Source organism: Paraherbaspirillum soli, from assembly GCF_042654985.1.
In the GTDB taxonomy this organism is placed as follows: domain Bacteria; phylum Pseudomonadota; class Gammaproteobacteria; order Burkholderiales; family Burkholderiaceae_D; genus Paraherbaspirillum; species Paraherbaspirillum soli.
Genome location: NZ_JBHSMT010000026.1, coordinates 378,671 through 405,072, shown reverse-complemented (window position 1 = coordinate 405,072; position 26,402 = coordinate 378,671). Strand labels below are relative to the sequence as shown.

25 protein-coding genes and 1 tRNA gene are annotated in these 26,402 nt (G+C 58.1%); 9 read left to right on the top strand and 17 right to left on the bottom strand.

Annotated features, from left to right (window positions below):
• Window positions 1-473 precede the first annotated feature (473 nt).
• The 7 genes from ACFPM8_RS15700 to ACFPM8_RS15670 all read right to left on the bottom strand — a co-directional run bounded on the left by ACFPM8_RS15700 (window position 474) and on the right by ACFPM8_RS15670 (window position 10,346).
• On the bottom strand, window positions 474-1,271 hold the full coding sequence (locus ACFPM8_RS15700; RefSeq protein WP_378998641.1) for a DUF1223 domain-containing protein: 798 nt from the start codon (window positions 1,269-1,271) through the stop codon (window positions 474-476).
• A gap of 59 nt (window positions 1,272-1,330) precedes the next feature.
• Entirely contained in the window at window positions 1,331-2,131 is an 801-nt protein-coding gene (locus ACFPM8_RS15695) for an SDR family oxidoreductase (RefSeq protein ID WP_378998639.1), read from the bottom strand.
• 24 nt (window positions 2,132-2,155) lie between these two features.
• Window positions 2,156-2,461 carry a 4a-hydroxytetrahydrobiopterin dehydratase gene (locus ACFPM8_RS15690; RefSeq protein ID WP_378998638.1) on the bottom strand — a complete coding sequence of 102 codons (306 nt, stop codon included), beginning with the start codon at window positions 2,459-2,461 and terminating at the stop codon, window positions 2,156-2,158.
• 136 nt (window positions 2,462-2,597) lie between these two features.
• The gene (locus tag ACFPM8_RS15685; protein WP_378998636.1) at window positions 2,598-4,793 is read right to left on the bottom strand and encodes a two-partner secretion domain-containing protein; all 2,196 of its coding nucleotides are present in this window, start codon (window positions 4,791-4,793) and stop codon (window positions 2,598-2,600) included.
• A 259-nt stretch (window positions 4,794-5,052) separates the two neighbouring features.
• Entirely contained in the window at window positions 5,053-6,903 is a 1,851-nt protein-coding gene (locus ACFPM8_RS15680; RefSeq protein WP_378998634.1) for a two-partner secretion domain-containing protein, read from the bottom strand.
• Window positions 6,904-7,090: 187 nt separating this feature from the next.
• Window positions 7,091-8,506 (bottom strand): filamentous hemagglutinin N-terminal domain-containing protein, encoded by a 1,416-nt coding sequence (locus tag ACFPM8_RS15675; protein ID WP_378998632.1) that lies wholly within the window; start codon window positions 8,504-8,506, stop codon window positions 7,091-7,093.
• A 142-nt stretch (window positions 8,507-8,648) separates the two neighbouring features.
• Window positions 8,649-10,346 (bottom strand): ShlB/FhaC/HecB family hemolysin secretion/activation protein, encoded by a 1,698-nt coding sequence (locus tag ACFPM8_RS15670; RefSeq protein ID WP_378998630.1) that lies wholly within the window; start codon window positions 10,344-10,346, stop codon window positions 8,649-8,651.
• A gap of 322 nt (window positions 10,347-10,668) precedes the next feature.
• Here ACFPM8_RS15670 and ACFPM8_RS15665 point away from each other — a divergent pair, with 322 nt between their 5' ends.
• Window positions 10,669-11,067 carry a YXWGXW repeat-containing protein gene (locus ACFPM8_RS15665; protein WP_378998628.1) on the top strand — a complete coding sequence of 133 codons (399 nt, stop codon included), beginning with the start codon at window positions 10,669-10,671 and terminating at the stop codon, window positions 11,065-11,067.
• A gap of 170 nt (window positions 11,068-11,237) precedes the next feature.
• Here the strand turns inward: ACFPM8_RS15665 and ACFPM8_RS15660 are convergent, their stop codons facing one another.
• Window positions 11,238-12,458, bottom strand: coding sequence for a trans-sulfuration enzyme family protein (locus ACFPM8_RS15660; RefSeq protein WP_378998626.1), 1,221 nt, complete (start codon window positions 12,456-12,458; stop codon window positions 11,238-11,240).
• Window positions 12,455-13,831, bottom strand: a complete 1,377-nt coding sequence (locus tag ACFPM8_RS15655; protein ID WP_378998624.1) for a pyridoxal-phosphate dependent enzyme — start codon at window positions 13,829-13,831, stop codon at window positions 12,455-12,457. The genes ACFPM8_RS15660 and ACFPM8_RS15655 overlap by 4 nt, the downstream gene beginning before the upstream one ends.
• Window positions 13,832-14,221: 390 nt before the next feature.
• Between ACFPM8_RS15655 and ACFPM8_RS15650 the strand changes: the two genes are divergently transcribed.
• The 3 genes from ACFPM8_RS15650 to ACFPM8_RS15640 all read left to right on the top strand — a co-directional run bounded on the left by ACFPM8_RS15650 (window position 14,222) and on the right by ACFPM8_RS15640 (window position 15,833).
• Entirely contained in the window at window positions 14,222-14,599 is a 378-nt protein-coding gene (locus ACFPM8_RS15650; protein WP_378998622.1) for a hypothetical protein, read from the top strand.
• A 180-nt stretch (window positions 14,600-14,779) separates the two neighbouring features.
• Window positions 14,780-15,280 carry a hypothetical protein gene (locus ACFPM8_RS15645; RefSeq protein WP_378998620.1) on the top strand — a complete coding sequence of 167 codons (501 nt, stop codon included), beginning with the start codon at window positions 14,780-14,782 and terminating at the stop codon, window positions 15,278-15,280.
• Between the two features lie 142 nt (window positions 15,281-15,422).
• Window positions 15,423-15,833, top strand: a complete 411-nt coding sequence (locus tag ACFPM8_RS15640; protein WP_378998619.1) for a hypothetical protein — start codon at window positions 15,423-15,425, stop codon at window positions 15,831-15,833.
• 119 nt (window positions 15,834-15,952) lie between these two features.
• Here ACFPM8_RS15640 and ACFPM8_RS15635 read toward each other — a convergent pair.
• A tRNA-Met gene (locus tag ACFPM8_RS15635) sits at window positions 15,953-16,029 on the bottom strand.
• Window positions 16,030-16,225: 196 nt separating this feature from the next.
• On the opposite strand from ACFPM8_RS15635, the gene ACFPM8_RS15630 reads away from it, so the two are divergent.
• From ACFPM8_RS15630 to ACFPM8_RS15615, 4 genes are all read left to right on the top strand, one after another.
• Complete coding sequence (locus ACFPM8_RS15630; RefSeq protein WP_378998616.1) at window positions 16,226-16,798, top strand: NUDIX hydrolase; 573 nt, start codon at window positions 16,226-16,228, stop codon at window positions 16,796-16,798.
• A 104-nt stretch (window positions 16,799-16,902) separates the two neighbouring features.
• Window positions 16,903-17,631: a leucyl/phenylalanyl-tRNA--protein transferase gene (gene aat / locus ACFPM8_RS15625; RefSeq protein ID WP_378998614.1), complete on the top strand. Its 729-nt coding sequence runs from the start codon at window positions 16,903-16,905 to the stop codon at window positions 17,629-17,631.
• A gap of 72 nt (window positions 17,632-17,703) precedes the next feature.
• Complete coding sequence (locus tag ACFPM8_RS15620) at window positions 17,704-18,429, top strand: arginyltransferase (protein WP_378998612.1); 726 nt, start codon at window positions 17,704-17,706, stop codon at window positions 18,427-18,429.
• Between the two features lie 62 nt (window positions 18,430-18,491).
• Window positions 18,492-19,529 carry a quinone-dependent dihydroorotate dehydrogenase gene (locus ACFPM8_RS15615; RefSeq protein ID WP_378998610.1) on the top strand — a complete coding sequence of 346 codons (1,038 nt, stop codon included), beginning with the start codon at window positions 18,492-18,494 and terminating at the stop codon, window positions 19,527-19,529.
• 219 nt (window positions 19,530-19,748) lie between these two features.
• Here the strand turns inward: ACFPM8_RS15615 and ACFPM8_RS15610 are convergent, their stop codons facing one another.
• The 7 genes from ACFPM8_RS15610 to ACFPM8_RS15580 all read right to left on the bottom strand — a co-directional run bounded on the left by ACFPM8_RS15610 (window position 19,749) and on the right by ACFPM8_RS15580 (window position 25,717).
• Entirely contained in the window at window positions 19,749-20,741 is a 993-nt protein-coding gene (locus tag ACFPM8_RS15610; RefSeq protein WP_378998607.1) for a CysB family HTH-type transcriptional regulator, read from the bottom strand.
• Between the two features lie 18 nt (window positions 20,742-20,759).
• Entirely contained in the window at window positions 20,760-21,818 is a 1,059-nt protein-coding gene (locus tag ACFPM8_RS15605) for a sulfate/molybdate ABC transporter ATP-binding protein (protein ID WP_378998605.1), read from the bottom strand.
• Window positions 21,790-22,686: a sulfate ABC transporter permease subunit CysW gene (cysW, locus tag ACFPM8_RS15600; protein ID WP_378998695.1), complete on the bottom strand. Its 897-nt coding sequence runs from the start codon at window positions 22,684-22,686 to the stop codon at window positions 21,790-21,792. Before cysW ends, ACFPM8_RS15605 begins: the two co-directional genes overlap by 29 nt.
• A gap of 33 nt (window positions 22,687-22,719) precedes the next feature.
• On the bottom strand, window positions 22,720-23,595 hold the full coding sequence (gene cysT / locus ACFPM8_RS15595; protein WP_378998603.1) for a sulfate ABC transporter permease subunit CysT: 876 nt from the start codon (window positions 23,593-23,595) through the stop codon (window positions 22,720-22,722).
• A gap of 400 nt (window positions 23,596-23,995) precedes the next feature.
• The gene (locus ACFPM8_RS15590) at window positions 23,996-24,460 is read right to left on the bottom strand and encodes a hypothetical protein (protein ID WP_378998601.1); all 465 of its coding nucleotides are present in this window, start codon (window positions 24,458-24,460) and stop codon (window positions 23,996-23,998) included.
• A gap of 106 nt (window positions 24,461-24,566) precedes the next feature.
• Window positions 24,567-24,989, bottom strand: coding sequence for a hypothetical protein (locus tag ACFPM8_RS15585; RefSeq protein WP_378998600.1), 423 nt, complete (start codon window positions 24,987-24,989; stop codon window positions 24,567-24,569).
• Window positions 24,977-25,717, bottom strand: coding sequence for a LysM peptidoglycan-binding domain-containing protein (locus ACFPM8_RS15580; RefSeq protein ID WP_378998598.1), 741 nt, complete (start codon window positions 25,715-25,717; stop codon window positions 24,977-24,979). The genes ACFPM8_RS15585 and ACFPM8_RS15580 overlap by 13 nt, the downstream gene beginning before the upstream one ends.
• Before the next feature lie 403 nt (window positions 25,718-26,120).
• Here ACFPM8_RS15580 and ACFPM8_RS15575 point away from each other — a divergent pair, with 403 nt between their 5' ends.
• A complete protein-coding gene (locus ACFPM8_RS15575; protein ID WP_378998596.1) occupies window positions 26,121-26,375 on the top strand; it encodes a hypothetical protein in 255 nt (84 codons plus the stop codon).
• The last annotated feature ends 27 nt before the right edge of the window (window positions 26,376-26,402 follow it).

Here is a 26,402-nt window from a genome sequence, read left to right as displayed (position 1 = left end):
GGTGAAGCAGGGGTTTCGGATGGCATGCCATCCGCCTGCTGAACGGTATCCGCCTGCCAGCGGATACGCGCCCTGCAAGGGCTGCGCTTTTCCGCCCTACGCGACTGCTGGCCGGCGAGCGAGATATTGAGTCATTCCTGACAGCTCGGGAGGCTGACCACCCCTGCTTCTTTGGCTGAACGTAGGGCGGATGAGCGCAGCGTTATCCGCCATTGGATGTACCGCCTGCATTCGATGCATCCAACATGGCGGAAGGCGCTGCGCTTTTCCGCCCTACGCGACTGCTGGTCGGCGAGCGAGATATTGAGTCATTCCTGACAGCTCAGGAGGCTGACCACTCCTGCTTCTTTGGGTGAACGTAGGGCGGATGAGCGCAGCGTTATCCGCCGTTGGATGTACCGCCTGCATTCGACGCATCCAAAACGGCGGAAGACGCTGCGCTTTTCCGCCCTACGTATTTACCATTGATGGGGCTAGTGATCCATCGCCAATGCGGTCGCCTGCAACACTTCTCCGCTGGCCGTGTTCTGCACCAAAGCGACGATCCCGAACCTATCTGCGCGCACATCCTGGCCTATGCTGTCGAGCGCAATTTTCTCGTGTATCTGTGCCGCACCGCCCTGCAATGCGAACGGTCCCAGCCAGCGTCGCACAACGTAGTCGTGATGCAAGGTGACGCCGCCGTTTTCACCGGCCGCCACCTTCGACACCAGCTTGTTTTCATAAACGGCGACGTAGGCCTCGTGCTCCTGTTTTGAGTCCTGCCGCAGCTTGATGCTGGCGGACAAATCAAACAGGCGCGGCGCGCTGGATGACAGCTTGATCAAAATATCGGCAGGCGATGGCTGAGCGACAATATTCTTTATTGCGCTGTCGAATGCGCCGGCTGAATTCCAGTGTCTGAGCTCGCGCCCGCCAACGAAAATCTCCGGGGTATAAATGACGTGGCCTTTGCCAGCATCGGACAGCGCTTGTTGCCGCACGGTGAACTGGTGGCTGGCAAAACGATCTTTCCAGCCCAGTTGATCCCAGTAATCGACATGCAAGGCCAGCGGCACAATCATGTCGGCCTTGGCCTGCGCGCCCATTTTGGAGAGCCACGCGTCGGCCGGCGGGCAACTGCTGCAGCCTTCGCTAGAGTACAGCTCGACCAGCGCCACCCGGTTGGCCGGGCTGTGCGCGCTGTAGTCGGCGGCTTCGGCGAGCGGTACAAGGCCGGCTGCGAATGTTGCCAGCGTGCCGTATTTTGAAATGGTGGAAAGAATGTGCATACGAATCTCCTGGCTGATGGGGTTACAGCTTGGTCGTTCGGACAGCGGCATCCTTACGATTAGTTTGTTGACTCCGGAGCGCCAGAAGCCCCAGGTGCACGATACAGATTGATCACATCGCGATCGACCCGAATCAGGTTTTGTCCGGCATCGACGACAAACTCGGCGCCATTGAAAGATGGCCGCGTCAACAACAGGATCGCATCGGCGATTTCGGCTAGCGGAGCGATATAGCCGAGCGGGGTTGAGCGTGCCGACGAGTATTCGAAATCGGCCTGAGTCTGATCGCCGCTAGGGGTCATCAAGCCGGGATACAACGCATTCACCCGCAGCACTGCGCCGCCCGACATGGCCAGCATGGCGGTCAGGTTGCCCAGCGCCGCTTTTGCTACCGTGTAACTGAAATCCTCGGAATGGAAATTGGCACGCACCTTTTGGTCCACCACATTCACCACCACGCCAGTTTGCGCACGTTGTTTGGCCTGTTGATAAAAGGCTTGGGTCAGCAGCAACGGCGCCCGGCAATTGACTTGCCATGAACGCTCCAGGTCTTCCAGCGTAAAGTCGGCCAGCGTATCGGGGAAAAATATCGCGGCGCAATTGACCAGCACATCCAGCCGCCCGAAGCGGGCGTAGACGGCTTCAACCATCGCCGCCAATTCGGCCGGCGCAGCCAGATCGGCGCGGTAAGCCATCGCGTCCCGGCCGCCAGCCTTGAGCGCCGCCACGGTATCGAACGCCTCTTGCTCCGAGCTGCCGTAGTGCACCACCACGGCATAGTCGGCTTGCGCAAAACGCTCGGCAATCACCCGCCCTACCCGCTTGGCGGCGCCGGTAATCAGTGCTATAGCTTGGGTCATATTGAGCTTGAACTTGGCTAGGGATTAGTGCTTGCCGTGGGCAAGTGCGGCCTGTTCCATGAATTGCGCCATGCGCATATCCAGGTCGGTGATGCCGTTGGCATCATGGGTAGTCAGCGTCACGGTCACGCGGTTGTAGACATTCGACCATTCGGGGTGATGATCCATTTTTTCGGCCAGCAGCGCGACCTGGGTCATGAAACCGAAAGCGGCATTGAAGTCGGCGAACAGGAAGGTCTTGTGAATCGCATCCCGGCCATCGACCGCATTCCAGCCGGGCAGGTTTGGCAGCGCGGCGGCAGCGCCGATAAAGGTAGTTGTTCTTGTCATTACAGTCTCCGGTCTAAAAACCATGATTTTATAACCGGAAGCGTCTGGACGAGCAAAAGATGCGAGTTGACCGCCGGGAACTGGTTGACTGTGGCGCTGGCAAATCCGTTAACGACAACGGATTTGCCAGTAATGCTTACCAGCGGCCGTTCATATCGTAGCCACCATACGAGGCAACTTGCAAGCCGTTAGTCCAGAACGGATCAATCTGGTATCCATACGGGTTTCCATACCGGTATCCATATGGGTATCCATATGGGTATCCAATCGGGTATCCAAACGGATCGCCTGGATTCGACAGGTTCACGATCCTGCTGCCATTGCTCACGACCGAGCCGGGCGAGCGGGCAAACCCATACCTGGTCGTGATCATGCCGTTGAAGTTAAGCGTCCGGCCATCGACAAGCAATCTCCCGGCCTCAATGCCTTGCCCCCAGCGCATGGTCTCGTTGTTGATGAGAAAACCGCGGACCCGTAGGTCGCCACCCGCCTTGATAAAACCGCTCTGATTGATGAGTCTGTCATTTGCGACAATCGAGCCCTGGGTATGCAACTTGCCACCCAAATTGTCGATGCCACCAACGGCGTTGATGTCGCCGCCCGCCTTGATAAAGCCGCCCTGATTGATGATTGTGCGATTTGCGACAATCGAACCCTCGGCAGTCAACTCGCCACCCGTGTTGTGAATGCCACCAGAGGTGTTGATGTCGCCGCCCGCCTGGAGAAAGCCGCTCTGATTGGTGATTCCGATAAATCCGAAAATCGAACCCTTGGCATTCAACTCCCCGCCCAGGTTGACAATATCCATGGCTCTGACCTCGCCGAAGCTGGTCAAGACGCCTTTGGTATTGTCGAGCTGGGCGCCCCTGACAAGACCGGCCTTAACCGTGCCCTCGCGGTTGTCGAAGCCACGAACCGACCTAATCAGGCCATTGACCTCCATCCCGCCCCGGCGGTTAACGATTTCTTCGGCATAGACGTAGCCGGCTGCCAGCAGGCCGCTAGTATTATCCAGTCTGTCAACAACTATCAGGTTGCCGCCGGCTGCCAGCAGGCCGCTCGTGTTATCCAGCCTGCCAGCAACTCTCAGGTTGCCGCCGACCGCCAACCTGCCTTCCGTGTTGTCGGTATTGCGACCGACGTACAGGGCGCCGCTCAAATCGACATAGCCCATCTTGTTATTGAGATTGCCGTCAACATACAAATCACGCGCGAACACAATGCCGCCCGTGTTGTTAAGACTGTCGTCGATACGCACGCTGGCATCCGATGCCAGCGTGCCGCGGTTGTCTACCTGCGCGCCGGTGAAACTGATGCCGCGCTGCGCATCCACCCGTCCGGCATTCGTCAGCAACCAGGTCCGGGCATTGATCGTGCCAGCCGACATCACCGAACTGCCCTTCTCAAGCACCACGTCGCCGCCCGACGAAAGCGTGATATCGCCGGTCAATGACTGCAACTTGCCGGCGACGTTGACGCCGACACCGGCTTCCTTACCCACCAGGTTGATCGAGTTGGCATACATGCCGCCCAGCTGTGCAACGTCAATCGCAACCGCCGGCGCATCGTCTTGCGCGGTGACCACATCTGGTCTGCTGTTCGAGTCCGTCGTCGCATCGTAGTGGCCGGCTCCTGCCACCACGTTCAATTGCTTCGCATGCAGCGCAGCGTTCAGCTTCAAGCTGCGGGTGACCAGATCGAGCCGGTCGCTCCCTCTGGCATCGAGGCCTTCGCCCTCAACCAGGATGCGGCCCTGCTTCACATCGAGCGCGGCAACGTTGCCATCGCTGTCAAACACCGGTTTGCCGGTCGATAGCGTGACGCGCGACGCATTGATGAAACCGGCGCCGTTGGCTGTGATGCCGTTCGGATTGGCGACGATCAGATGCGCGGCTTGGCCGGCAATCTCGGTGCTGCCGTTCAGCAGCGATGGCGCACTGCCCGTCACCTCGTTCAGGATCACCTGCGCCGGCGTGGCGCCGAGTTGGCTGTTGCCGTCAATCCGACCGCCAAGCTGCGTATCCACCGCAGCATTGCTGTTGTTGACGATCAGGCCGGCTTTGCCGACGTTGTAATCGGTAAAAACATTATGCGAAACGCCCGCTGCATTCGGCCCTGTGATGTTCAGCACCGGCACCCCGTTCGCCGCGGCGGCGATGCCCGGCTGCTGCGCGGCATTGGCGTCCGGCGTCAGTTGCGCGTGCGCCGGCGGTCCGTACAGCATGACGATCATCGGCTGCAGCGCCAGCAGCGCCGTCACAATTTTCTTGCGCGTGAAAGGCTTTGATGCAGCCGTTATCGTAGTTGCTTTGGTCATTTGGTTTCGCTTCATGATGTTGTCCTGGTAAAGAATTAACTTGCCGCTCAAGCAAATTGCCTGGGCAGTGACGATTCGTGCATGACGGGTGAATTGCATGGACCTCCTTCCATAGAGTGACGATACGGATTGCCTGCTTTGCTTGCGGCAAGCAGGTTCAGAACCGATTGGTGACAAAAAACTGAGTGATGGGGCGCTGCTTTTGAAAACGGCACATCGAGTGCAGCACTGGCAGATCCGTTGACGGCAACGACCTGCCAGCAATGCTTAATCGTTAGCCGCCCGAGGCGATTTGCAAGCCGCTGCCCCTGACCATATCCAACGGATCTAACGGATCTAACGGGTATCCCAATGGATCGCCCGGATTCGACTGGTTCACGATTTTCCTGCCGTTGCTCAGGACCGAGCCAGGCTGACGGAAAAATCCATACTTGGTCGTAATCGTGCCGTTGACGTTATTCGTCAGGCTATCGGCAAACAATTTCCCGGCCTCAATGCCTTGCCTCTTGCCCGAGGTCTCGCTGTTGTCAAGAAAGCCGTGGATCCGTATGTCGCCACCCGCCTTGACAAAACCGCGCTGATTGGCTAGTCCACCATTGGCGACAATCGAGCCCTTGGCATTTACCTTGCCCCCAAGGTTGACAATGTCGACGGCACTGACATCGCCGCGGCTAATCACGATGCCTTTTGTATTGTCGAGCTGACCCTGGACCATGACGCCACCGGACTCAACTGTGCCGCTACGGTTGTCGAAGCCGCGATCCGTCGCAATCTGGCCATTGACCATGATCTCCCCCAGGCGGTTGACGATTTCGTTGACATAGGCATAGCCGTCGACTGCCACGTTACCGCTCGTGTTATCGAGTCTGCCAGCGATACTCAGGTTGCCGCCGACCGACAACATGCCTTCCTTGTTGTCGGTGTTGCGACCGACGTACAGGGCGCCGTTCAAATCGACATAGCCCATCTTGTTATTGAGATTGCCGTCAACGTACAAATCACGCGCGAACACAATGCCGCCCGTGTTGTTAAGACTGTCGTCGATACGCACGCTGGCATTCGATGCCAGCGTGCCGCGGTTGTCTACCTGCGCGCCGGTGAAACTGATGTCGCGCTGCGCATCCACGCGTCCGGCATTCGTCAATAACTTGGACTGGGCATCGATCGCGCCAGCCGACAACACCGAACTGCCCTTCCCAAGCACCACGTCGCCGCCCGACGAAAGCGTGATATCGCCGGTCAATGACTGCAACTTGCCAGCGACGTTGACGCCGACGCCGGCTTCCTTACCCACCAGGTTGATCGAGTTGGCATACATGCCGCCCAGCTGTGCAACGTCAATCGCAACCGCCGGCGCATCGTCTTGCGCGATGACCACGTCTGGCCTGCTGTTCGAGTCCGTCGTCGCATCGTAGTGGCCGGCTCCTGCCACCACGTTCAATTGCTTCGCATGCAGCGCAGCGTTCAGCTTCAGGCTGCGTGTGACCAGATCGAGCCGGTCGCTCTCTCTGGCATCGAGACCTTCGCCCTCGACCAGAATGCGGCCCTGCGTCACATCGAGCGCGGCAACGTTGCCATCGCTGTCAAACACCGGCTTGCCGGTCGATAGCGTGACACGCGACGCATTGATGAAACCGGCGCCGTTGGCCGTGATGCCGTTCGGATTGGCGACGATCAGATGCGCGGCTTGACCGGCAATTTCGGTGCTGCCGTTCAGCAGCGATGGCGCACTGCCCGTCACTTCGTTCAGGATCACCTGCGCCGGCGTGGCGCGGAGTTGGCTGTTGCCGGCTATGCGGCCGCCAAGCTGCGTATCCACCGCAGCATTGCTGTTGTTGACGATCAGGCCGGCTTTGCCGACGTTGTAATCGGTAAAAACGTTATGCGAAACGCCCGCCGCATTCGGCCCTGTGATGTTCAGCACCGGCACCCCGTTCGCCGCAGCAGCGATGCCCGGCTGCTGCGCGGCATTCACATCCGGCGTCAGTTGCGCGTGCGCCGGCGGTCCGTACAGCATGACGATCATCGGCTGCAGCGCCAGCAGCGCGGTCACAATTTTCTTGCGCGTGAAAGGCGTTGGCACCGCAGTTGACGCACTTGCTTTGGTCATTTGGTTTCGCTTCATGATGTTGTCCCAATAAAAATTAACTGGTCGCTCAAGCGCATTGCTTGAGCAATATCGATCCGTGCGTGACGAATGGATTACATAGCCTCCTTCCCGAAAGTAGTGATACGGATTGCAGGTCGACAAAAAGCCTTTCAAACTGTCGACCTGACCGCCGATCGTTACAGCACCGGCCTCAGCCGCGCCATCACAGAGCCCAATCCAGGTACGACCCGACCTGGCCATTGACCTCCATATGCCCTCCCTGATTGACTATTTCGTCGACATAGGCATGCTCGGTAACCATCACGCCATTCGTGTTATCCAGTTTTTTCGTCTGCAGAATTCCGCTGCCCTCGTACGCCCAATCATTGACGTCGCCGACACGAATATGAATAGAGCCATTTTTGTTATCGACTTCGTCAGCGCCTATGTAGCGCGCGTCGATATTTCCATTTTTGTTATCGAGCTTTCCAAACACGGTTATATAGCGTGCGTCGATATTGCCATTCGTGTTGTCGAGAGTCCCGCCAATGCGCATATCGGCATCAGATGAAATCGAGCCGCCGTCGTTGGATACAAGCCCGTAGGAAGTGTGAACACCGTACTGCGCCACTATCTTGCCGGCATTACTTAGCAACTTGGATTGGGTAGAAAGCATGCCGCCGATCGATGCCACCGAACTGCCTGCAGCAAAGACCACGTCGCCGGCGGACGATATGACGATATCGCCCGCCAACGACTGCAGCTTGCCGGCAACGTTAACGCCAACGCCTGCTTTCCGAGCGACCAAGTAGATCGAGTCTGCATACATGCCGCCCAGCTGCGCAACGTCAATCGCGACCGCAGGAGTATCGCCTTGCGCGGTGGCCGCACCTGCCGGCGCTTGCAGTTTGCCGTACGAGTTATGCTCCACGTCGTAACGACCGACACCCGTCATCACAGTCAATTGCTTCGCATGCAGCGCCGCGTTCAGCTTCAGGCTGCGTGAGACCAGATCGAGCCGGTCGCTCCCTCTGGCATCGAGGCCATCGCCCTCAATCAGGATGTGCCCCTGCGTCACATCGAGCGCAGTAACGTAGCCATCGCTGTCAAACACCGGTTTGCCGGTCGATAGCGTGACACGCGACGCATTGATGAAACCGGCGCCGTTGGCTGTGATGCCGTTCGGATTGGCGACGATCAGATGCGCGGCTTGGCCGGCAATTTCGGTGCTGCCGTTCAGCAGCGATGGCGAACTGCCCGTCACCTCGTTCAGGATCACCTGCGCCGGCGTGGCGCCGAGTTGGCTGTTACCGGCTATCCGGCCGCCAAGTTGCGTATCCACCGCAGCATTGCTGTTGTTGACGATCAGGCCGGTTTTGCCGACGTTGTAATCGGTAAAAACGTTATGCGAAACGCCCGCTGCATTCGGCCCTGTGATGTTCAGCACCGGCACCCCGTTCGCCGCGGCGGCGATGCCCGGTTGCTGCGCGGCATTGGCGTCCGGCGTCAGTTGCGCGTGCGCCGGCGGTCCGTACAGCATGACGATCATCGGCTGCAGCGCCAGCAGCGCCGTCACAATTTTCTTGCGCGTGAAAGGCGTTGACGCCGCAGTTGTCTTGGTCATTTGGTTTCGCTTCATGATGTTGTCCTGGTAAAGAATTAACTTGCCGCTCAAGCAAATTGCCTGAGCAGTGACGATTCGTGCATGGCGGGTGAATTGCATGGACCTCCTTCCATAGAGTGACGATACGGATTGCCTGCTTTGCTTGCGGCAAGCAGGTTCAGAACCGATTGGTGACAAAAAAACTGAGTGATGGAGCACTGCTTTTGAAGGATGTCGGCTTCACTAGCGGCATGCCGATCATGACGTCATAGCCGAACGTTTTCAGGCCGCCGCGCACGCCAAGCGCGGCACCGGCCAGCATGCGTCCCGTGAATTTCTGGATGGTCTTGCCCGCGATATAACCGGCGTCGACGGCGGTATAGATCTCCTGCCCGCTGACGCCGAGCCCGGCCGCCAGCTCATTGCGCGCCACCGCGCCGCCTGATCCGGCAAGCGTCGCGTTGCCGTCGAAGCCGCGCACCGAATAACGGTCGCCGATGGACAGGTATTCGGTAGACGGAATCGGCACCGGTGCGTGCTGCGCCTGCAGCGCTCCGCGATAAGCGGCGCGCAGTCCGCCGATGGCAAACGGCACTTCGAGGGCGGCATTGGCGGAGACAATGTGATAGCTGCCGCTCCAGTTGGGCTGGTCCGCAACCAGCCCGGGTGTGCGGCTGAGACCGGGCAGGCTGCCGCGCAGGTCGGCGCCGGCGCTCCACGACGCTCGCCCCGTACTTTGACGGTGTGTAAAGCCGATGCCGTACGCCGTTATGTCGCGCGCTTGCGTGACAAGATTGATGCCGCCGAACGAGGTGTTATCGGTACGCCGGTTCAGTTTGAACTGCAGCGAACCTTTGCTGTAACCGGTCCGGTAGAGCACGTAGCCGATGCCGGCTTCGACCCGCCGCGTGCGGCTGACATACGCATAGTCGCGCCCGCCTATGTTCACCGGCTGCCGCGACGACCACTCGCTGGCGCTGAGCGAAAACGTGGCGTAACCATACGGCACGCTCCAGCTGACGCTCTTTGAGCGTGAGCCGCGCGCGTCGTTCTTGAAATGCGCATCGCTGTTGTAAGTGGCGATCAGTTGATCGTACAGATGCAATGGCGAGTCCAGCGCGATGATTGCGCCGAGCTGGTTGCGGCCGGTTGCATCGATCCCGGTGTTCCCCGCAGTCAGCAAAGCGCGCCAACGTTTCTCGGCCGGATGTTTGATCACGATGTCGGTTTCGGCAAACCTGGCGCCAGGCAGCAGATCGAACGCAACACGCGCCTGCCCCGGCAGGCGGCGCATGTTTTCGAGCGCCTGATCGAGGTCGTGCACGTTCAGCACGTCGCCCGCCGCAATCGGCAGCGCGGCGCGTTGCCAGCCTACGCTGCCGCCTTCATCGCTGACGCGGCCGACACGGCCGGCAACGATCTCCACGATGAGGTTTCCGCTCGCGAGGTTCTGTGGCGGAATCTGCGCATGGCTGGTGATATAGCCGCGCGCGATCAGCGCGCGCGTGAGCCAGTCCTGAAAATTGCGCAGGCCCTGCGCGCCGACGCAGGCGCCGATGATGGGTGGATTGGCGGTCAGCCAGCGAAATGGTTCGGCACCGCGCCATTCGAGTTCGCGAATCGCGAAGCACGGCGTTTCCGTCGGCAATTCGAGCCGTTCAGTCCTGTTTGCCCGTTCCGGCGTGAACACATCGGGCCGTGCGGCGGCGCTTTCCTGCGCCTCTTCTATTTGCTGCGCCTGACGACGCGCGGTGGCGGTATCGGCGGCGGGAACTGGAGAGGTTTGCGCCTGCACTCCGTGCGCAACGAATAACACAAGGAACAACACTGCGATCACCGCACTTGGCGCAACGCCAAGTTTGAATGGGACTGACAAGAGATTTCTCCAACCAGAAAACCGATGAATTCGAACCGACGGCTTGATCCGATCCAGTCTCTAAGAGTTTCAAGAGAAATGTGATTGTGACAATCTTTTTGAAAAAGAAGAAGCCTGTTCGCTCCTATATCAATTCAAGAAAAGTCCTATTTCGTTGAATGCGCAGAAGGCCAGCTGACGACGCGCGCCGGCGCTGCTTATGGCTGGCAATCAGTGAAGTTTTAACCATTGAAAAGTAACCGCGGTAAGTAAGTGCTTCATTGCTTGCACTCCCGGCTCTTGCAGCTATAGTTGCGATATCACAATCAACTGTGAGTTTTATATGAAGCACATCTTCTGTGCCGCGGCACTCGTCGCCATCAGCGCCATCGCATGGATTCCGGCGCAGGCTCATGCCAACGTTGATGTCAATATCATCGTCAATTCGGAGCCACCGCCGCCGCGTTATGAACTTGTCCCGCCGCCGCGACATGGATACGTCTGGGCTCCGGGCTACTGGAGTTGGGATGGCCGTCACCATGTGTGGCGGCAAGGACATTGGGAACGTTTCCGATCAGGTCAGTACTATCAGCGTCCTGGCTGGGTACGGCGTCCGAATGGATGGCAATTCGAACACGGCGGCTGGTATCGTTCCCGAGACCGGTACGATCATCACGGGCATCATGGTCACAGAGATGGCTACCATTGCCCGCCGGGCCAGGCAAAAAAGGGAAATTGCTGATGACTCTCATCACGTAGAACCCGACTATCCGGCTCGCAAAAAAAAAGCCGCAACATCGCTGTTGCGGCATTTTTTTTTGCGAGCGTCTTTAGGGCACCTCGAACAACCTACTGCGCAGCCCCGACCTTGAGCCGCTCGCTACGGTTTTTCGAGGTGCCCTTTATTTCAAACTACTGCTCAGCGGCTGCTCTTAACGCATTGCGCATATCCGCTTTTAGATCCGCAATATTCTCAATCCCCACCGATAGCCTGACCAGCGAATCGCTGATGCCAAGCGCCGCCCGATGCGCTGCGGGAATCGTGGCGTGGGTCATGATGGCTGGGTGTTCGATCAGGCTTTCTACGCCGCCCAGGCTTTCGGCCAATGCAAAAATCTCACAGCGTTCCAGAAAACGCCGGGCGCCGGCCAGGTCAGCTTTCAACTCGATCGAGATGATGCCGCCGTAGCCATCCATTTGACGCTGCGCCAGCGCGTGCTGCGAATGCGATGGCAAACCCGGATAGTAGACCCGCGCCACTTGCGGCTGGCTTTCCAGCCAGCCGGCCAGTTCCAGCGCGTTTTCGCAATGCCGTTCGACCCGCAGGTTCAGGGTTTTGACGCCGCGCAAGGCCAGGAAGCTGTCGAACGGGCCGGCGATCGCGCCCACCGCGTTTTGCAGGAAAGCCAGGCGCTCGCGCCATTCCGCCTGCCGCGGTTCGCCGCCGACGACGGCAATGCCGCCGATGATGTCGGAGTGGCCGTTCAGATATTTGGTGGTCGAATGGACCACGATATCGAAGCCGAAGGTCAGCGGACGCTGGACCCGCGGGCTGGCGAAGGTATTGTCGGCGACCGCGATGATGCCGCGCTCGCGGCAGATCTTGGCAATCGCTGCCAGGTCGGCCAGTTTCAGCATCGGGTTGGTCGGCGTTTCCACCAGCACCATCTTGGTTTCCGGCCGGATCGCCGCCAGCAGGTTTTCCGGGTTGGTCATATCGACGAAGCTGAACGACAAGCCGGCGCTGCGCCTGCGGACCCGCTCGAAGAGGCGGTAGCTGCCGCCATACAGATCGTCGCCGGCAATGACGTGGGCGCCGCTGTCCAGCAGTTCCAATACAGTCGCGATGGCGGCCATGCCGGAGGCGAACGCGAATCCTTGCGCGCCCTGTTCCAGATCGGCGACGCAGCGCTCCAGCGCCCAGCGGGTCGGATTGTGCGAGCGGCCGTAATCGAGGCCCTGATGCACGCCAGGACTTTGCTGGACGTAGGTCGAGGTGGCGTAAATCGGCGGCATGATGGCCCCGGTCGACGGATCGGGGCTCTGCCCGGCGTGAATCACGCGGGTGCCGAAATGCAGGCCGGAGGTGTCCTCGGAATGCGATGCGTTTTCAGAATTTTTTGCGGTGGTCATAGCTGGCTCCTGCGTAGATGATTGAGAAGGTCGAAACGGGTAATCAGTCCATAAAATTGCTCGCCGTCGTCAATGATGGCGACCAGGCCGCGGTCAAGCGTGCCGCGCAACGCATCCATGCCTGCATTCGGCCTCAGTTTTTCAATTGCGCGCGTCATGGTGCTGCTGACCGGGGTGGAGAAATGCGCGGCATCGGTCTGGACCTTGAACAGCAAATCGGATTCGTCGATGATCCCGACCACGTGTTGGCCGTCGATCACCGGCAGTTGTGAAATCTCGGCGTTGCGCATGCGGTTGAACGCGATCATCAAAGTGTCGGTCGGCGCCACGCTGATGACGCTGCCTTCCGCATAGCGGCGGCCGATGATGTCGCGCAGGTCGCCGAAGGTTTCGCGTTTGAGCAGACCCTGGTCGATCATCCAGTTGTCGTTGTAGATCTTGGACAGGTAGCGTGTGCCGGTGTCGCAAACGATGGTGACGACGCGCTTGGGCTGGGTCTGCTCGCGGCAGTAGCGGAGCGCCGCCGCCAGCAGGGTGCCGGTCGACGAGCCGCCGAGGATGCCTTCGGCACGTGCCAATTCGCGCGCGCTCAGGAAACTCTCTTCATCGCCGATGGTGTACGCATGCTTGACGCCAGACAGATCGGCAATCGACGGAATAAAGTCCTCGCCTATCCCTTCCACCGCCCAGGAACCGGAGACATCGCTGATTTTGCCGCTTTCGACGTATTCGGTCAGGATCGAGCCTTTCGGATCGGCCAGTACAAATTCCAGCGCCGGGTGAGCCTTGCGGAAAAATCGCGAGAGGCCGGTCAGGGTGCCGCCCGAGCCGACGCCGCACACGATGGCGTCGAGGCGGTGCCCGCATTGTTCCCAGATCTCGGGAGCGGTGGTGCGTTCGTGCGCCAGCGGATTGCTCGGATTGTTGAATTGGTCGATATAGAAAGCGCCGGGCAATTCACGCGCCAGGCGCGCCGCATAATCCTGGTAGTACTCGGGGTGGCCTTTACCGACATCCGAGCGGGTCAGATGCACTTCCGCGCCCAATGCTTTCAGATGCTGAATTTTTTCGACAGACATTTTGTCCGGGACCACCAGCACCACACGGTAGCCCTTGGTACATGCGACCAGCGCCAGGCCAAGACCGGTGTTGCCGGCTGTAGCTTCAATCACGGTGCCGCCCGGTTTTAGCCGGCCATCTTGTTCGGCCGCTTCGATCATGGCCAGACCGATCCGGTCTTTGATCGAACCGCCCGGGTTTTGCGATTCGAGTTTAAGAAAAAGCTGACAGCAACCGGTATCGATGCGCGTGACTTCGATTAACGGGGTATTGCCGATCAGGTCCAGAACTGCAGGACGGGTTGAAAAGTTCATGAGCAAGTCTTCCTGTTGGAAAGTCAATGTTTCATAAGATGAATGGCCGTGGTGCACAAAATTATCAATAGGCAATAATTTTTATCGAATCATAATTCCTAATCCGAAAGCGTGCTGATGCACATGATTTCGGTGGTCGTTATCCTGTCAACCTTGACAGTTACGTCGTGCCCTGCGAGCGAGCAGGCTTTCTTGAACGAAACTGAATTCCAGGTCGCTCCTCATCATGAAACGGCATGATTTGGACAGTAACTCCCTTCTGATCATCACCGGTACGCGGAACAAGCGGCCCTCCCCGTACCTTAGGCATTCGTTAGGCTGTGCTGGAATAGCCGCAACGGCATGGTCTGACTACCAGATATCGCGGCTAATCACGATAGGAGAAACACCATGGCTCTTAGAAAAGATCTTGATGGGCTCCGCGTTCAATTGCCCGGCAATCCGGCGGTTTATCTGGTGGATGCAGGTAGAAAGCGTCATATACCGGACCCAGCCACGTACAACAACCTGTTCCGCGATTGGAACGGCATCCTGCAGGACATCGCTATCAATGAAATCGACACTGGCACGCCAATCAGCGTAGGCGCGGTACTCGCACAAGGGTTCGGCGATCCCGCGGTATACCTGATCGACAATGGCATCAAGCGCCATATCGGATCGCCAGCCACCATGGATCGCTATAACTTTGCATGGGACAAAATCCAGCATGTGGCGCCTATCCTGATTTCCTCGATCGAAACCGGTCCGGCGATTGTGTGGCCGGAGTGAGAGATGCTGTCCACATAGGGTTCAAGAATCACTTCAGCTTATTGCATCGCATGCGTGTCTGCTTTGCCTGATGGTTGACGCAACCCGGACTGGCGCGACTTTATCGCGCCAGTCTCGCGTCGGGACAATGCAATTCAAGTGCGCATCGCTACCGGTACACCGCTTTAAAGGGAGTTTCAAATGCCTCGCAACCATACTGCGCATGCAGAAAAATTGATCCAGGAAAGCAAATTGACGTCGTCAACGGTAAGTCTGTTGAATCAGCAATTCCAAAAGGCGATCCATGAAAAGGTGACTGGCAACGCCGGTTGGCATGGCGCAACCGATATCAAGACGCTGGACGGCTTGGCCGGCACGTTTCTGTGGACGGAAGACCCGCTCAAGGCCAGCAACATTACTTTCAAATTCAACCCCGGCCAGGTCGGCAGTGACGGCACGTATGCAATCACCTACCTACAAAACACGATAGAGCAAGGCAGTTTCCATTGCACGCCGAACAACCCGGCGATTGGATGGGCCTTTATCCTTCTGGATCCGGAGCAGAATCCCAGCGCATTGCGGAGTTTTATCGTGTCGGGAATGTTCACTGACAATGAATGGAAAATCATTATCGCGCTGCTGAACAAGGTGGGCGACAAAGGGCCGCTGTTGCCGCCGTTCTCTGCTGTCCGCATCAGCTAAGGGCACCTCGAAAAACCTACTGCGCGTCCCAATCTCATGGCTGCGATGCTCGCCGTACCTCCGTACGGTTGCGCTTCTCGCCCCGACCTTGGGCCGCTCGCTACGGTTTTTCAAGGTGGCCCTAATTTTGTGAAAGGCGAATATGACTCCATGGATGTGGTTTTGGGCTCCACAGCTTCACCTCCCGTTCAGTGGCAATTTGGCGCAACAGATCGAGCCTAATACCGACTGGTTCTTTAACGGCATCCAGCCAAAAGCGGGAAACGCCGATGTCGAAAAACAGGCTTTTAATATTGCGTCATATGGAAAGCAGCTCGGCCTGCTGACGGAGGTGCTGCTGTCCATCGCCGACGCCGAATCGGTTGATCCGAAAAAGGCGGCCGAGTCGCTTGCCAGGTTAAAAGAAATCCGTCAGAAAATTGAGGATCTGAAATCCGAAAATGCGGCAAAACCGGCCGAGGCAGCGGTCGCGCTGCTTGATAAATTGCGAGCCGACGACCGCCAGCAATTCGATATTGTGCTGCAGCGTTACACGGCGCGACCCGAGACTTGATGGACACCTTTAATTGACTTCAAGATTGCCATCGGACACGAGCCCCCTTGCCCCCAAATACAGTTCCCCAATAGCAAAAAACCGTTGACAGCGAAGGCTATCAACGGTTTTTACTTATTTGGTTGCGGGGGCAGGATTTGAACCTACGACCTTCGGGTTATGAGCCCGACGAGCTGCCAGACTGCTCCACCCCGCGTCTGAAGAATGAAAGTATATACCTTATCAGACATCTTTGCAAACTTAATCGAACTAATCGCATTCACATTGCGCGGTGATACACTTCCAAGCTGCTTTGGTATCCTGTTTAGCCAGTGATTCTCACCCCCATTTCAACGCAACGCGGGGCGTCGCTCAAGCGCCGTCCCGCGTTGCCCAAACACTTATCGGCCTCTATGAAATTTTGCTCCGAATGCGCGCATCCCGTTAGCCTGCAAATCCCGCCGGACGATAACCGCATGCGTTATGTCTGCAGCAACTGCGGCACCATTCATTACCAGAATCCGAAAATGGTGGTCGGTTCGATACCGGCATGGGAGCAGGACGGCGAGTTGCGTGTGCTGTTGTGCAAGCGTGCGATCGAGCCGCGCTATGGATATTGGACGCTGCCTGCCGGTTTCATGGAAAACGATGAAACCACCAGCGAGGCAGCGCGCCGCGAAACCCAGGAAGAAGCCGGCGCACGGATCGAGCTGCATGAATTGTTTTCGCTGCTGAACGTGACGCAGGCGCACCAGGTGCATTTGTTTTATCGGGCCACCCTGCTCGACCGCGATTACGCCGCCGGGGTCGAAAGCCTGGAGGTCGAGCTGTTCACCGAGGCTGAAATTCCGTGGGGCGAGATCGCCTTTCCTACGGTCGAATATACCTTGCGCGCGTTCTTCGCCGATCACAAGAAAGCCAAGCAAGAGGGAACCGGCTTCACTTTGCATACGCACGATATTTTCAAGCCTATGCGCACGGCATAAGAACGGCGCCGATTGTTTTCCATCGGCGATATTCATTACGAGAAACATCAATCGAGCATGTGCACCTCATCCTGCATGTCAGCAATTGAGCCGGGGAAACGGCAATGATCCCCTGGCTTGAACTGGATACGCCTTTCCCCGACGTCAGCGAAGCATTGACCGACGACGACGGCGCCGCCGGATTGCTGGCGGCCGGTGCAGACCTGTCGCCGCGGCGTTTGCTGGATGCGTATCGGCATGGCATTTTCCCGTGGTTTTCGGAAGGCCAACCGATTCTTTGGTGGAGCACCGATCCGCGCATGGTGCTGCACACCCAGCAGTTCGAAATCTCGACCAGCTTGAGAAAAACCCTGCGCAAAGTACATCGCAGCACCCGGACCGACCACCGCTGGCAGATTCGCTTCGATTTTGCGTTCGATCAAGTCATGCGCGAGTGCGCGGCGCCGCGCCGGGATGGCCCGGGGACCTGGATTTCCGATGAGATCGTGACCGGCTACCGCGCCTTGCACCGCTTGGGATACGCGCACTCGTCCGAGGTTTGGCTGGATGACAAGCTGGTCGGCGGCGCCTATGGGGTCAGCATCGGCCACATGTTTTACGGCGAGTCGATGTTTGCGCGGGTCAGCGACGGTTCCAAAATCGCATTGGCTTACCTGGTGCATTTCTTGCGCTTGCATGGCGTCAAGATGATCGACTGCCAGCAGGAAACCCAGCATCTGGCCTCGCTCGGCGCGGCGCCGATTGCGCGCACCGAATTTATCGCGCACTTGCGGCAGGCCATAGCCCAGCCGCAAATTCACGACTGGCGGCCGCCGGTTTTATTTACGGATTAAGGTCGGTCCGGTTCTTATGCAAATTGAATTTACGGTGTAAATTATCACCACCGTCGGTAGCCTGGAATGCACATGACGCACTTAAAAGATCTGCCTTTTTCAGCCTTGCAGTTTTATGCGACCGCCCCCTATCCGTGCAGTTACCTGGATAACCGCCAGGCCCGCTCGCAAGTGGCGACGCCGTCGCACCTGATCAACGCCGATGTGTATTCGGAGCTGGTCAAAAGCGGGTTTCGGCGCAGCGGCATTTTTACCTATCGCCCGTATTGCGACGGCTGCCAGGCTTGCACGCCGGTGCGGATCATAGTGGCGCCATTCACCGCCAATCGCAGTCAGCGCCGCGCCTGGGACAAACACCGGGAGCTGACCGCCTTGGTCACCAATCTGGCCTACGTGCACGAACATTACGATCTGTATTTGCGCTATCAGACCGCACGCCACTGCGGCGGCGGCATGGACCAGGACAGCCGCGACCAGTACGCCCAGTTCCTGTTGCAAAGCAAGGTCAATACGCGGCTGGTCGAATTCCGCGACGCCGACGGCACCTTGCGCATGGTCAGCATCATCGACATCCTCAATGACGGCTTGTCGTCGGTATATACCTTCTACGATCCGGACGTGCCGGGCGCCTCTTACGGCACCTACAACATCCTGTGGCAAATCAGCCAGGCCAGGCAACTCGGCATGCCCTATGTCTATCTCGGCTACTGGATCAAGGAAAGCCAGAAGATGGCTTATAAAGTCAACTTCCAGCCGCTGGAAGCGTTGCGGCAGGGTCAATGGAGTGCGTTAGAATAGCCGGTTTTGCGCCGCCCTCCGCCGCCGACCACACCACTTTATCCATTAGCCTCAAACCTATCGTGCCCGCCAAACTCCTGTACGCCCTCGCCCGCCCCGCCCTGTTCTCTCTTGACCCGGAAGCCGCCCACAACCTGACTTTACCGGCCTTGCGCCGGGCTGCCGCACTGGGACTGACCTCCCTGCTCGGTCAACCGGCGGCCGATCCGCGCACCGTGATGGGAATCCGCTTTCCCAATCCGGTCGGACTGGCAGCCGGCCTGGACAAGGACGGCGCCTACATCGACGGCTTGGCCGCGCTCGGCTTCGGTTCGATCGAAATCGGCACCGTGACGCCGCGGCCCCAAGCCGGCAATCCGAAGCCGCGCATGTTCCGGCTGCCTGCCGCCAATGCCATCATCAACCGCATGGGCTTCAACAACGGCGGCGTCGATGCGTTTGTCGCCAATGTCCAGGCTTCCAGGTTTTATCAGGAGCGGCAAGGCGTGCTTGGCCTCAACATCGGCAAAAACGCCGATACGCCGATTGAACGCGCGGCCGAAGATTATCTGCACTGCCTGGAAAAAGTGTATCCGTACGCCAGTTACGTCACCGTCAATATCTCGTCGCCGAACACCAAAAACCTGCGCCAGCTGCAAGGCGCGTCCGAGCTGGACGCCTTGCTGTCGCAACTCAAGCAAGCCCAGCAAAGGCTGGCCGACCAGCACCGGCGCTATGTCCCGATCGCACTGAAGATTGCGCCGGATATCGACGCCGAACAAATCAAGACCATCGCCGACGCCCTGCTGCGTCACAAGATCGACGGCGTCATCGCCACCAACACCACCATTACCCGCGACGCTGTCAAAGGTTTGCCGCATGAGAACGAGGCCGGCGGTTTGTCGGGCGCGCCGGTATTTGCGTTATCGAACAGCGTGGTCCGTCAGCTGCATGGCGAATTGGGCGATGCGCTGCCTATCATCGGCGTCGGCGGCATTTTCAGCGGCGCCGATGCTCAAGCCAAGATCGCCGCCGGGGCCGCACTGGTGCAGTTATACAGCGGCTTGATTTATCGCGGCCCGGCGCTGGTGCGGGAATGTGCGGCGGCACTAAAAGCTTAATACTTACCCACAGAATCTGTTGGTAGCCCTGTGGATAACTACATTAGATTCTCCCTATCCCATTGATCCATATGGATTTTTTTGCGGTGACACAGGGCGGGCAAAAAAAGCCCGCTGACCTTTCGGCAGCGGGCTAAAACCGAACCCTGACGGCATTCGGAGGAGACAGCGGAGACTGTGCGCGTCGCCCTGCGGCAAAACGCCTTCGGCACATTTCTTTCAAGCCAGTTTTAAAACACGCGGTTCAGAGGCGCTCTTGTGAACCGTGTTGATCCCAGCCGCATGCGGTTCCGCGTGCAGCGCTGCGACGATATCGGCCCGCTTCAACTGCGGCGCAAACTGCAAAATAAAATCATACGTGTACGAACGCAAATACGCGCCGCGCCGCACTGCCAGCCGCGTCACATTGGACGCGAACAGATGCGACACCGCAATCGAACGCAAGCCGTTCTGGCGTATATGTTCGGTCGCCATCGAGGCCACCAGGCCGACCCCAAGGCCGAGCGACACATACTGTTGGATCACGTCGGAATCCATCGCCGTCAGCACGATGTCCGGGTTGATGCCGGCCGCCTGGAATGCAGCGTCGATATGGCCGCGGCCGGTAAATCCGACGTCGTAGGTGATCAACGGATAAGCCGCCAGATCGGCGAGGCTGAGCGGCTCGGCAATCGCCAGCAGCGGATGCTCCTCCGGCACCACCAGCACGTGGCTCCATTCGTAGCAAGGAAACGAAATCAATTCCTTGAATTGGCTCAAGCCTTCAGTCGCGATGCCGACGTCGGCTTTGCCGGATATCACCCACTCCGCGATATGTTCCGGCGAGCTTTGCTGCAGCGCGATGCGGACATCCGGAAAACCGGCGCGGAAACCTTGCACGACACGCGGCAGCGCATAGCGGGCCTGGGTATGGGTGGCGGCGACGGTCAGCGTGCCGCTGGTTTCGCCGGAATATTCGTGGCTGGCCTGACGCAGGTTTTCAGCTTCCTGCAACAACCTTTCGACGATCCGCAAAATCCCTTTGCCGGGATCGGTCAGACCGATCAGGCGCTTGCCGTTGCGGACAAAAATATCGACCCCGAGCTCCTCTTCCAGTTCGCGAATCTGACGGCTGACGCCGGGCTGCGACGTGAACAAGACGTTCGCCACTTCGGTCAGGTTGAATCCGCAGCGGGCAGCTTCGCGGATCGAGCGTAATTGTTGAAAATTCATATTTTTTCCTTTTTCTTCTTACTCTACAAACACCTGCAAACGACGCGGCCGCACCACCAGCGTTTCGCCATCCTTCAAATTGAGTTGACCGAAACGCTCGCTGGAAATCACCGCTTCAATCAAGCCGGCATCGTCGTTGCGCTCCAGTTCCAATTGCGCCAGCGGCCCGATGGCGTGGGCGCGCTTCAGTTGCACCACGATACCGTCGGCGCCTGCGGCGTAGCGTTCAACCTCCAAGTCATGCGGCCGCACATAGCCGATCCCGGCCGCATCCTGTGCCGCGGCGTGATTGGGCGCATCGAAAGCGACGCCGCCGGCTTCCAGCACGCCGCGATGCACTCTCCCGTGAAACAGGTTCACATTGCCCAGGAAGCCGTATACAAACGGCGACGCCGGATGTTCGTAGACCTGTTGCGGGGCGCCGACCTGTTCGACCTTGCCCTGGTTCATCAGCACGATGCGGTCCGCCACTTCCAGCGCTTCTTCCTGGTCATGCGTGACGAAAATACTGGTGACCTGCAACTCATCGTGCAGCCGCCGCAACCAGCGCCGCAGCTCCTTGCGCACCTTGGCGTCGAGCGCGCCGAACGGCTCGTCCAGCAGCAGCACGCGCGGCTCCACCGCCAAGGCCCTGGCCAATGCAATGCGCTGGCGTTGACCGCCGGACAGTTGCGGCGGATAGTGATCGGCCAGCCAATCCAGCTGCACCAGGTCCAGCAGGCTGCGGACTTTTTCACGGATAGCGCTCTCGCTCGGACGCTGGCTGCGCGGCTTGACTCGCAGGCCGAAGGCGATGTTTTCAAACACCGTCATGTGCTTGAACAAGGCGTAATGCTGGAACACGAAACCGACCTGCCGCTCGCGCACGTGGCGCGCCGAAGCGTCCTCGCCCGCCAGCAGGACCTGGCCGCTGTCCTGCGCTTCGAGGCCGGCGATGATGCGCAACAAGGTGGTCTTGCCGCAACCGGATGGCCCCAGCAGCGCAGTCAGCTCGCCGCTGGCAAATGCCAGCGAAACCTGATCCAGCGCGACAAACTGGCCGAAGCGCTTACTGATGTTTTTTACTTCGATGCTCATGCCCTGCTCCTGTTAAGCGCCACTCAAGCAACGATTTCAGCGCCAGGCTCACCAGCGCCAGCAACGCCAGCAAGGAAGCCACCGCAAACGCCGCCTGGAAGTTGTATTCGTTGTACAGAATCTCGACCTGCAGCGGAATGGTGTTGGTTTCGCCGCGAATATGGCCGGACACCACCGACACCGCGCCAAACTCGCCCATCGCCCGCGCATTGCACAGAATCACGCCATACAGCAGGCCCCATTTGATATTGGGCAGGGTCACGCGCCAGAACGTGTTCCAGCCGGAAGCGCCCAGCACCAGCGCCGCCTCTTCCTCGTCGTTGCCCTGCGCCTGCATCAAAGGAATCAATTCGCGCGCAATGAACGGAAAAGTCACGAACACGGTCGCCAGCACGATGCCGGGCACCGCGAACAGAATCTTGATGTCGTGCTCGCGCAGCCACGGACCGAACCAGCCTTGCGCGCCGAACAGCAGCACATAGATCAGGCCGGAAATCACCGGCGACACCGAAAAAGGCAAATCGATCAGCGTCAGCAAGACGTTTTTGCCGCGAAACTCAAACTTGGCAATGGCCCAAGAAGCCGCCACCCCGAACACCAGGTTGAGCGGCACCGCCAGCGCCGCGCTCAACAAAGTCAGCTTGATAGCGCTGAGCGCGTCCGGCTCGGTGATCGCGCTCAGGTAGGCGTCCCAGCCCTTTTTGAACGCTTCGGCAAATACCGCCAGCAGCGGCATCAGCAGGAACAGGGTAAGGAACAGCAGTGCCACGGCGATCAATACTGCGCGCAGCCAGCAAGGCTCCAATGTCGCGCCCGGCGCTTGGCGCGGCGCGATTGCTACCTCTTGGCTGGCCTCGGCCGCCTCCATAAAATGTGTCGCAACGGCGCTCACGTCGGCTCCCTATACGCTTTCCGCCTGGCCGCGCTTGCGGGTCCAGGCTTGCAATGCATTGATGGTCAGCAGCAGCAGGAACGAGGCGACCAGCATCACCACCGCGATCGCAGTAGCGCCGGCATAGTCGTATTGCTCCAGTTTGGTAATGATGAACAAGGGCGTGATTTCCGACACCATCGGCATATTGCCGGCGATGAAAATCACCGAGCCATATTCACCGGTGGCGCGTGCAAACGACAGCGCAAAACCGGTCAACAAGGCGGGGAAGATGCTCGGGAAAATCACCCGCGCAAAAGTCTGCCAGCGGCTGGCGCCCAGGCTGGCGGCGGCTTCTTCCAGCTCGCGCTCGGCATCTTGCAGCACCGGCTGCACGGTACGCACCACAAACGGCAAACCGATAAAGGTCAACGCCACCAGGATCCCGAGCGGGGTAAAAGCGACTTTGATGCCGAGCGGTTCCAGATAACGGCCAAGCCAGCCGTTGCCCGAATACAGCGCCGTCAACGCAATCCCGGCCACCGCAGTCGGCAACGCAAACGGCAAATCGACCAGGGCGTCGATCAGCTTCTTGCCGGGAAACCGGTAGCGCACCAGCACCCAGGCGACGATGCCGCCGAACACCACGTTGAGCAAAGCCGCCAGCAGCGACGCGCCGAACGTCAGGCGATACGAGGCCAGCACTCTGGGCGATGTCACGGCAGCAACAAACCCGTCCCAACTCATCGTGAAGGTTTTGAGAAACACCGCCGACAGCGGGATCAGCACGATCAGCGCCAGATAGAACAATGTGAACCCAAGCGCCAGCCGAAAGCCCGGCATCACCCGGAACGGGCTGGAAGGCGGGAAAAATTGGGTATCGGGTAAAACGGCGGCAGCAGCCATGCTTCATCCTCTTATTACAAATACGGCTAACGAATTCAAATATTCGCATCGGATTGTTATAAAGAGAACGAACTTTTTAGCATGTGCATAGAATGATTTTGCATAAGGGAAATATTCCTGACGAGCGCCCTGGCTAGTGGACTGCAACAGCCGATGCGAGAGTGAAGGGCACGTGCCCGGCGCGCAGAGCAAGGCGCAAAGCGCAGCAATAGCGAGACTATTGCGAGCATTTGCAACGTCGCCATGCGTGTCGGGTACGTGACAGGCGCTCTTGAATCGGTTGTTACAGTCCACTAGCGTTTTCCGCCTGAATTGAAAAAGCGCGGCGGCCCTGCTAACTGGGGCCGCCGCGCCGGGCGTCGAGAGATTAAATAGGACTTGAGGAGAAAGAAGGGCCGGATCAATCCGCCTTGAGCATCCCGCAGGACAGAATTTCACGGTCTGATAATAAAGAGTCCTTCCAATCCGGCAAATCCCTTTTCTGGTAAGCCTCTAGCGACGGATAACCGTTCGCGTCCCAGACCTGTTTGTTGTAATGCCGTAGTTCGATGACTGCATGCTGACAATGCTTGCTGCGCTGTTTTAGAAGGTAAGCAATCCTGGGTTCCTTTCCAGTCATGTCCTGTTCGATAATCTGGTAGCGGCTCTGTTTGCAAGCGCTGTAAGTCGAATGCCATTCAATCGTTTTAGTACGAACATAAAGAGCGCCGGAACAAGCGCGTCCATTGCCAAGAAATCTCCCGGTAAACGGCTTGTCAGCAGCAATCGCACCTTTTGCTGCTACAACTTGCATCGGAAGCTTCGATTCGGCTGCGCTAGTCGCGACAATTGCAAAGCATAAAAACAATAATAGATAGCGACTCATTGGATTACCTTACTTGCTTGAAAAGGCGCGGCAGCCTTGTCAACTGGAGTCGCCGCGCCAGGCCTTAGAAAGCTAAACGAGGCATACGCAGGAGGGGCTGGCCGGATCAATCCGTCTTGTGCATCCCGCATAACAACACCCCACGCTCCGGCAGAGCCGAGTTTTTCCAGTCCGGCAAATCCTTTTTCTGGAAAGCCTCAAGTGAGCGATAGCCCTTCGCACTCCAGACTTCATCGTTGTATTGATAAAGCTCGATGACCTCATACCGACAATGCTTGCTACGTTGTTTTAGAAGGTAGGCAATCCTGGGCTCCGTTCCATTCATATCTTGCTCAAGAACCTGGTAGCGACCTCGTTCGCAAGCGCTGTAAGTCGAATGCCATTCAATCGTCCTTGAGCGGACATAAAGTCCTCCATAGCAAGCGCGTCCATTGCCAAAAAATTTCCCGGTAAATGGCTTATCAGCCGCTGCCGCATTGCTTGTCAATGCAACCGCCAGACATAGTCCAGCGATTTTTATTGTGTGCATAACGCCGCCTTTCCATTGCGGACTAACGTAAATGCATAGTCCAGCTTCTTGCCATACAGCGCATCACCGCCGCCGTTGTAATAGAACGCAATGCTTGACGGAGCGATGAACTTCCAGCCGACGATCACTTTCCGCATCGCGGCTTTCCGGTACCTCAACACTTGACCGGGACGCAGCATATGCGCGCCTGGATTGAGTTGCTTGAGCGATTCGATGGTCGTGCCCTGCGTCCTGGCGATCTTGTCGAAGTTATCGCCCGCCTTGACCGTCAGCTCATAAGTACGGGTATCGGCATCCGGCACGTTCTTGATCGCGAAGTTCGCCATGCGCATTAACAGGTAGCCTATGCCCGCACGAATGTTATGCGGGACAAAGTTGGTCGCAGTGCCGTACGTTAGCTTGCCCCGCCACGCAGGCGGAAGGATCAAGTTTCCTCCCTCATTGCCTATCAATAGCGACCTCAATCCCGGGTCGCCGTCATTGCCAATCTGCATCGGGTTTGTCTGCCATTCCTCGTCCTTCGCTCCAGTCTCCACCCAAGTCATGGCCTTGATGAGTTGCCAGTCCAGCGGCCTATATCCGGCCACGTCGCGCAAGTGGCGATTGAACTCGTCCACTGCCCTTTGAATTTCGCAGTCGTAGACATTCCATTTGGCATTGTTCACCCCTTGATTGACGTAGTTTTGCCAATCCTCGAATTTGGGTTTCGACCTGTTCATAGTTGTCATGTCCTTCTCCCTCTAGTTGCTATCGATAAGCCCCGCTGGCGCGAGGCTGCGCGGTTCGGCAAACCGGCTCTGACAGACGGTTGCGCCGTAAATCGAGAGCCATGTTATCAAACAACTATTATCACTAAGGAAATATTTTCGATTGCAAACAGAGTGATTGGGAAAGGCAGAACGGCAACAGGACAGCCACGCCGACCTCAGCAACCGCACCGGACCTAAGGCAGTTACACGCTAGGCCGGTATCGAGCACGATAACAACCCGCAACCGCGTGCATTTCAGTACGGCAAATTTGAATTCTGTCCCGGCATTTCTGCAGACTGTCGCATTCGGATGGCGGCTCCCGATGCGCTTATCTAAAGTGACGACATGCAACAACGTCACCCACTCAAAAGGAGCTTTCAAATGAACACAGCACGCCAACTTCAAATCGCCATCCTGTTAATCGTTTCCCTGGCCACCGGCATCGCCATGATTGCAGGCACAAACCGCAGCATGCCGGCAAGCGCCGAGGCCAGCCAATTGCCAACCGTAACGGTGATAGCAAAACGCATGAGCCCGCAGGAAAAAGCCGCATTGGCACAAGCCGAGCAACTGCCGACGGTAACGGTTATCGGCAAACGCATGAACAAGAACCTGACGCCGGCAGTCACTGCATAAGCGTCCATCATTGATATCCAGCCTGCT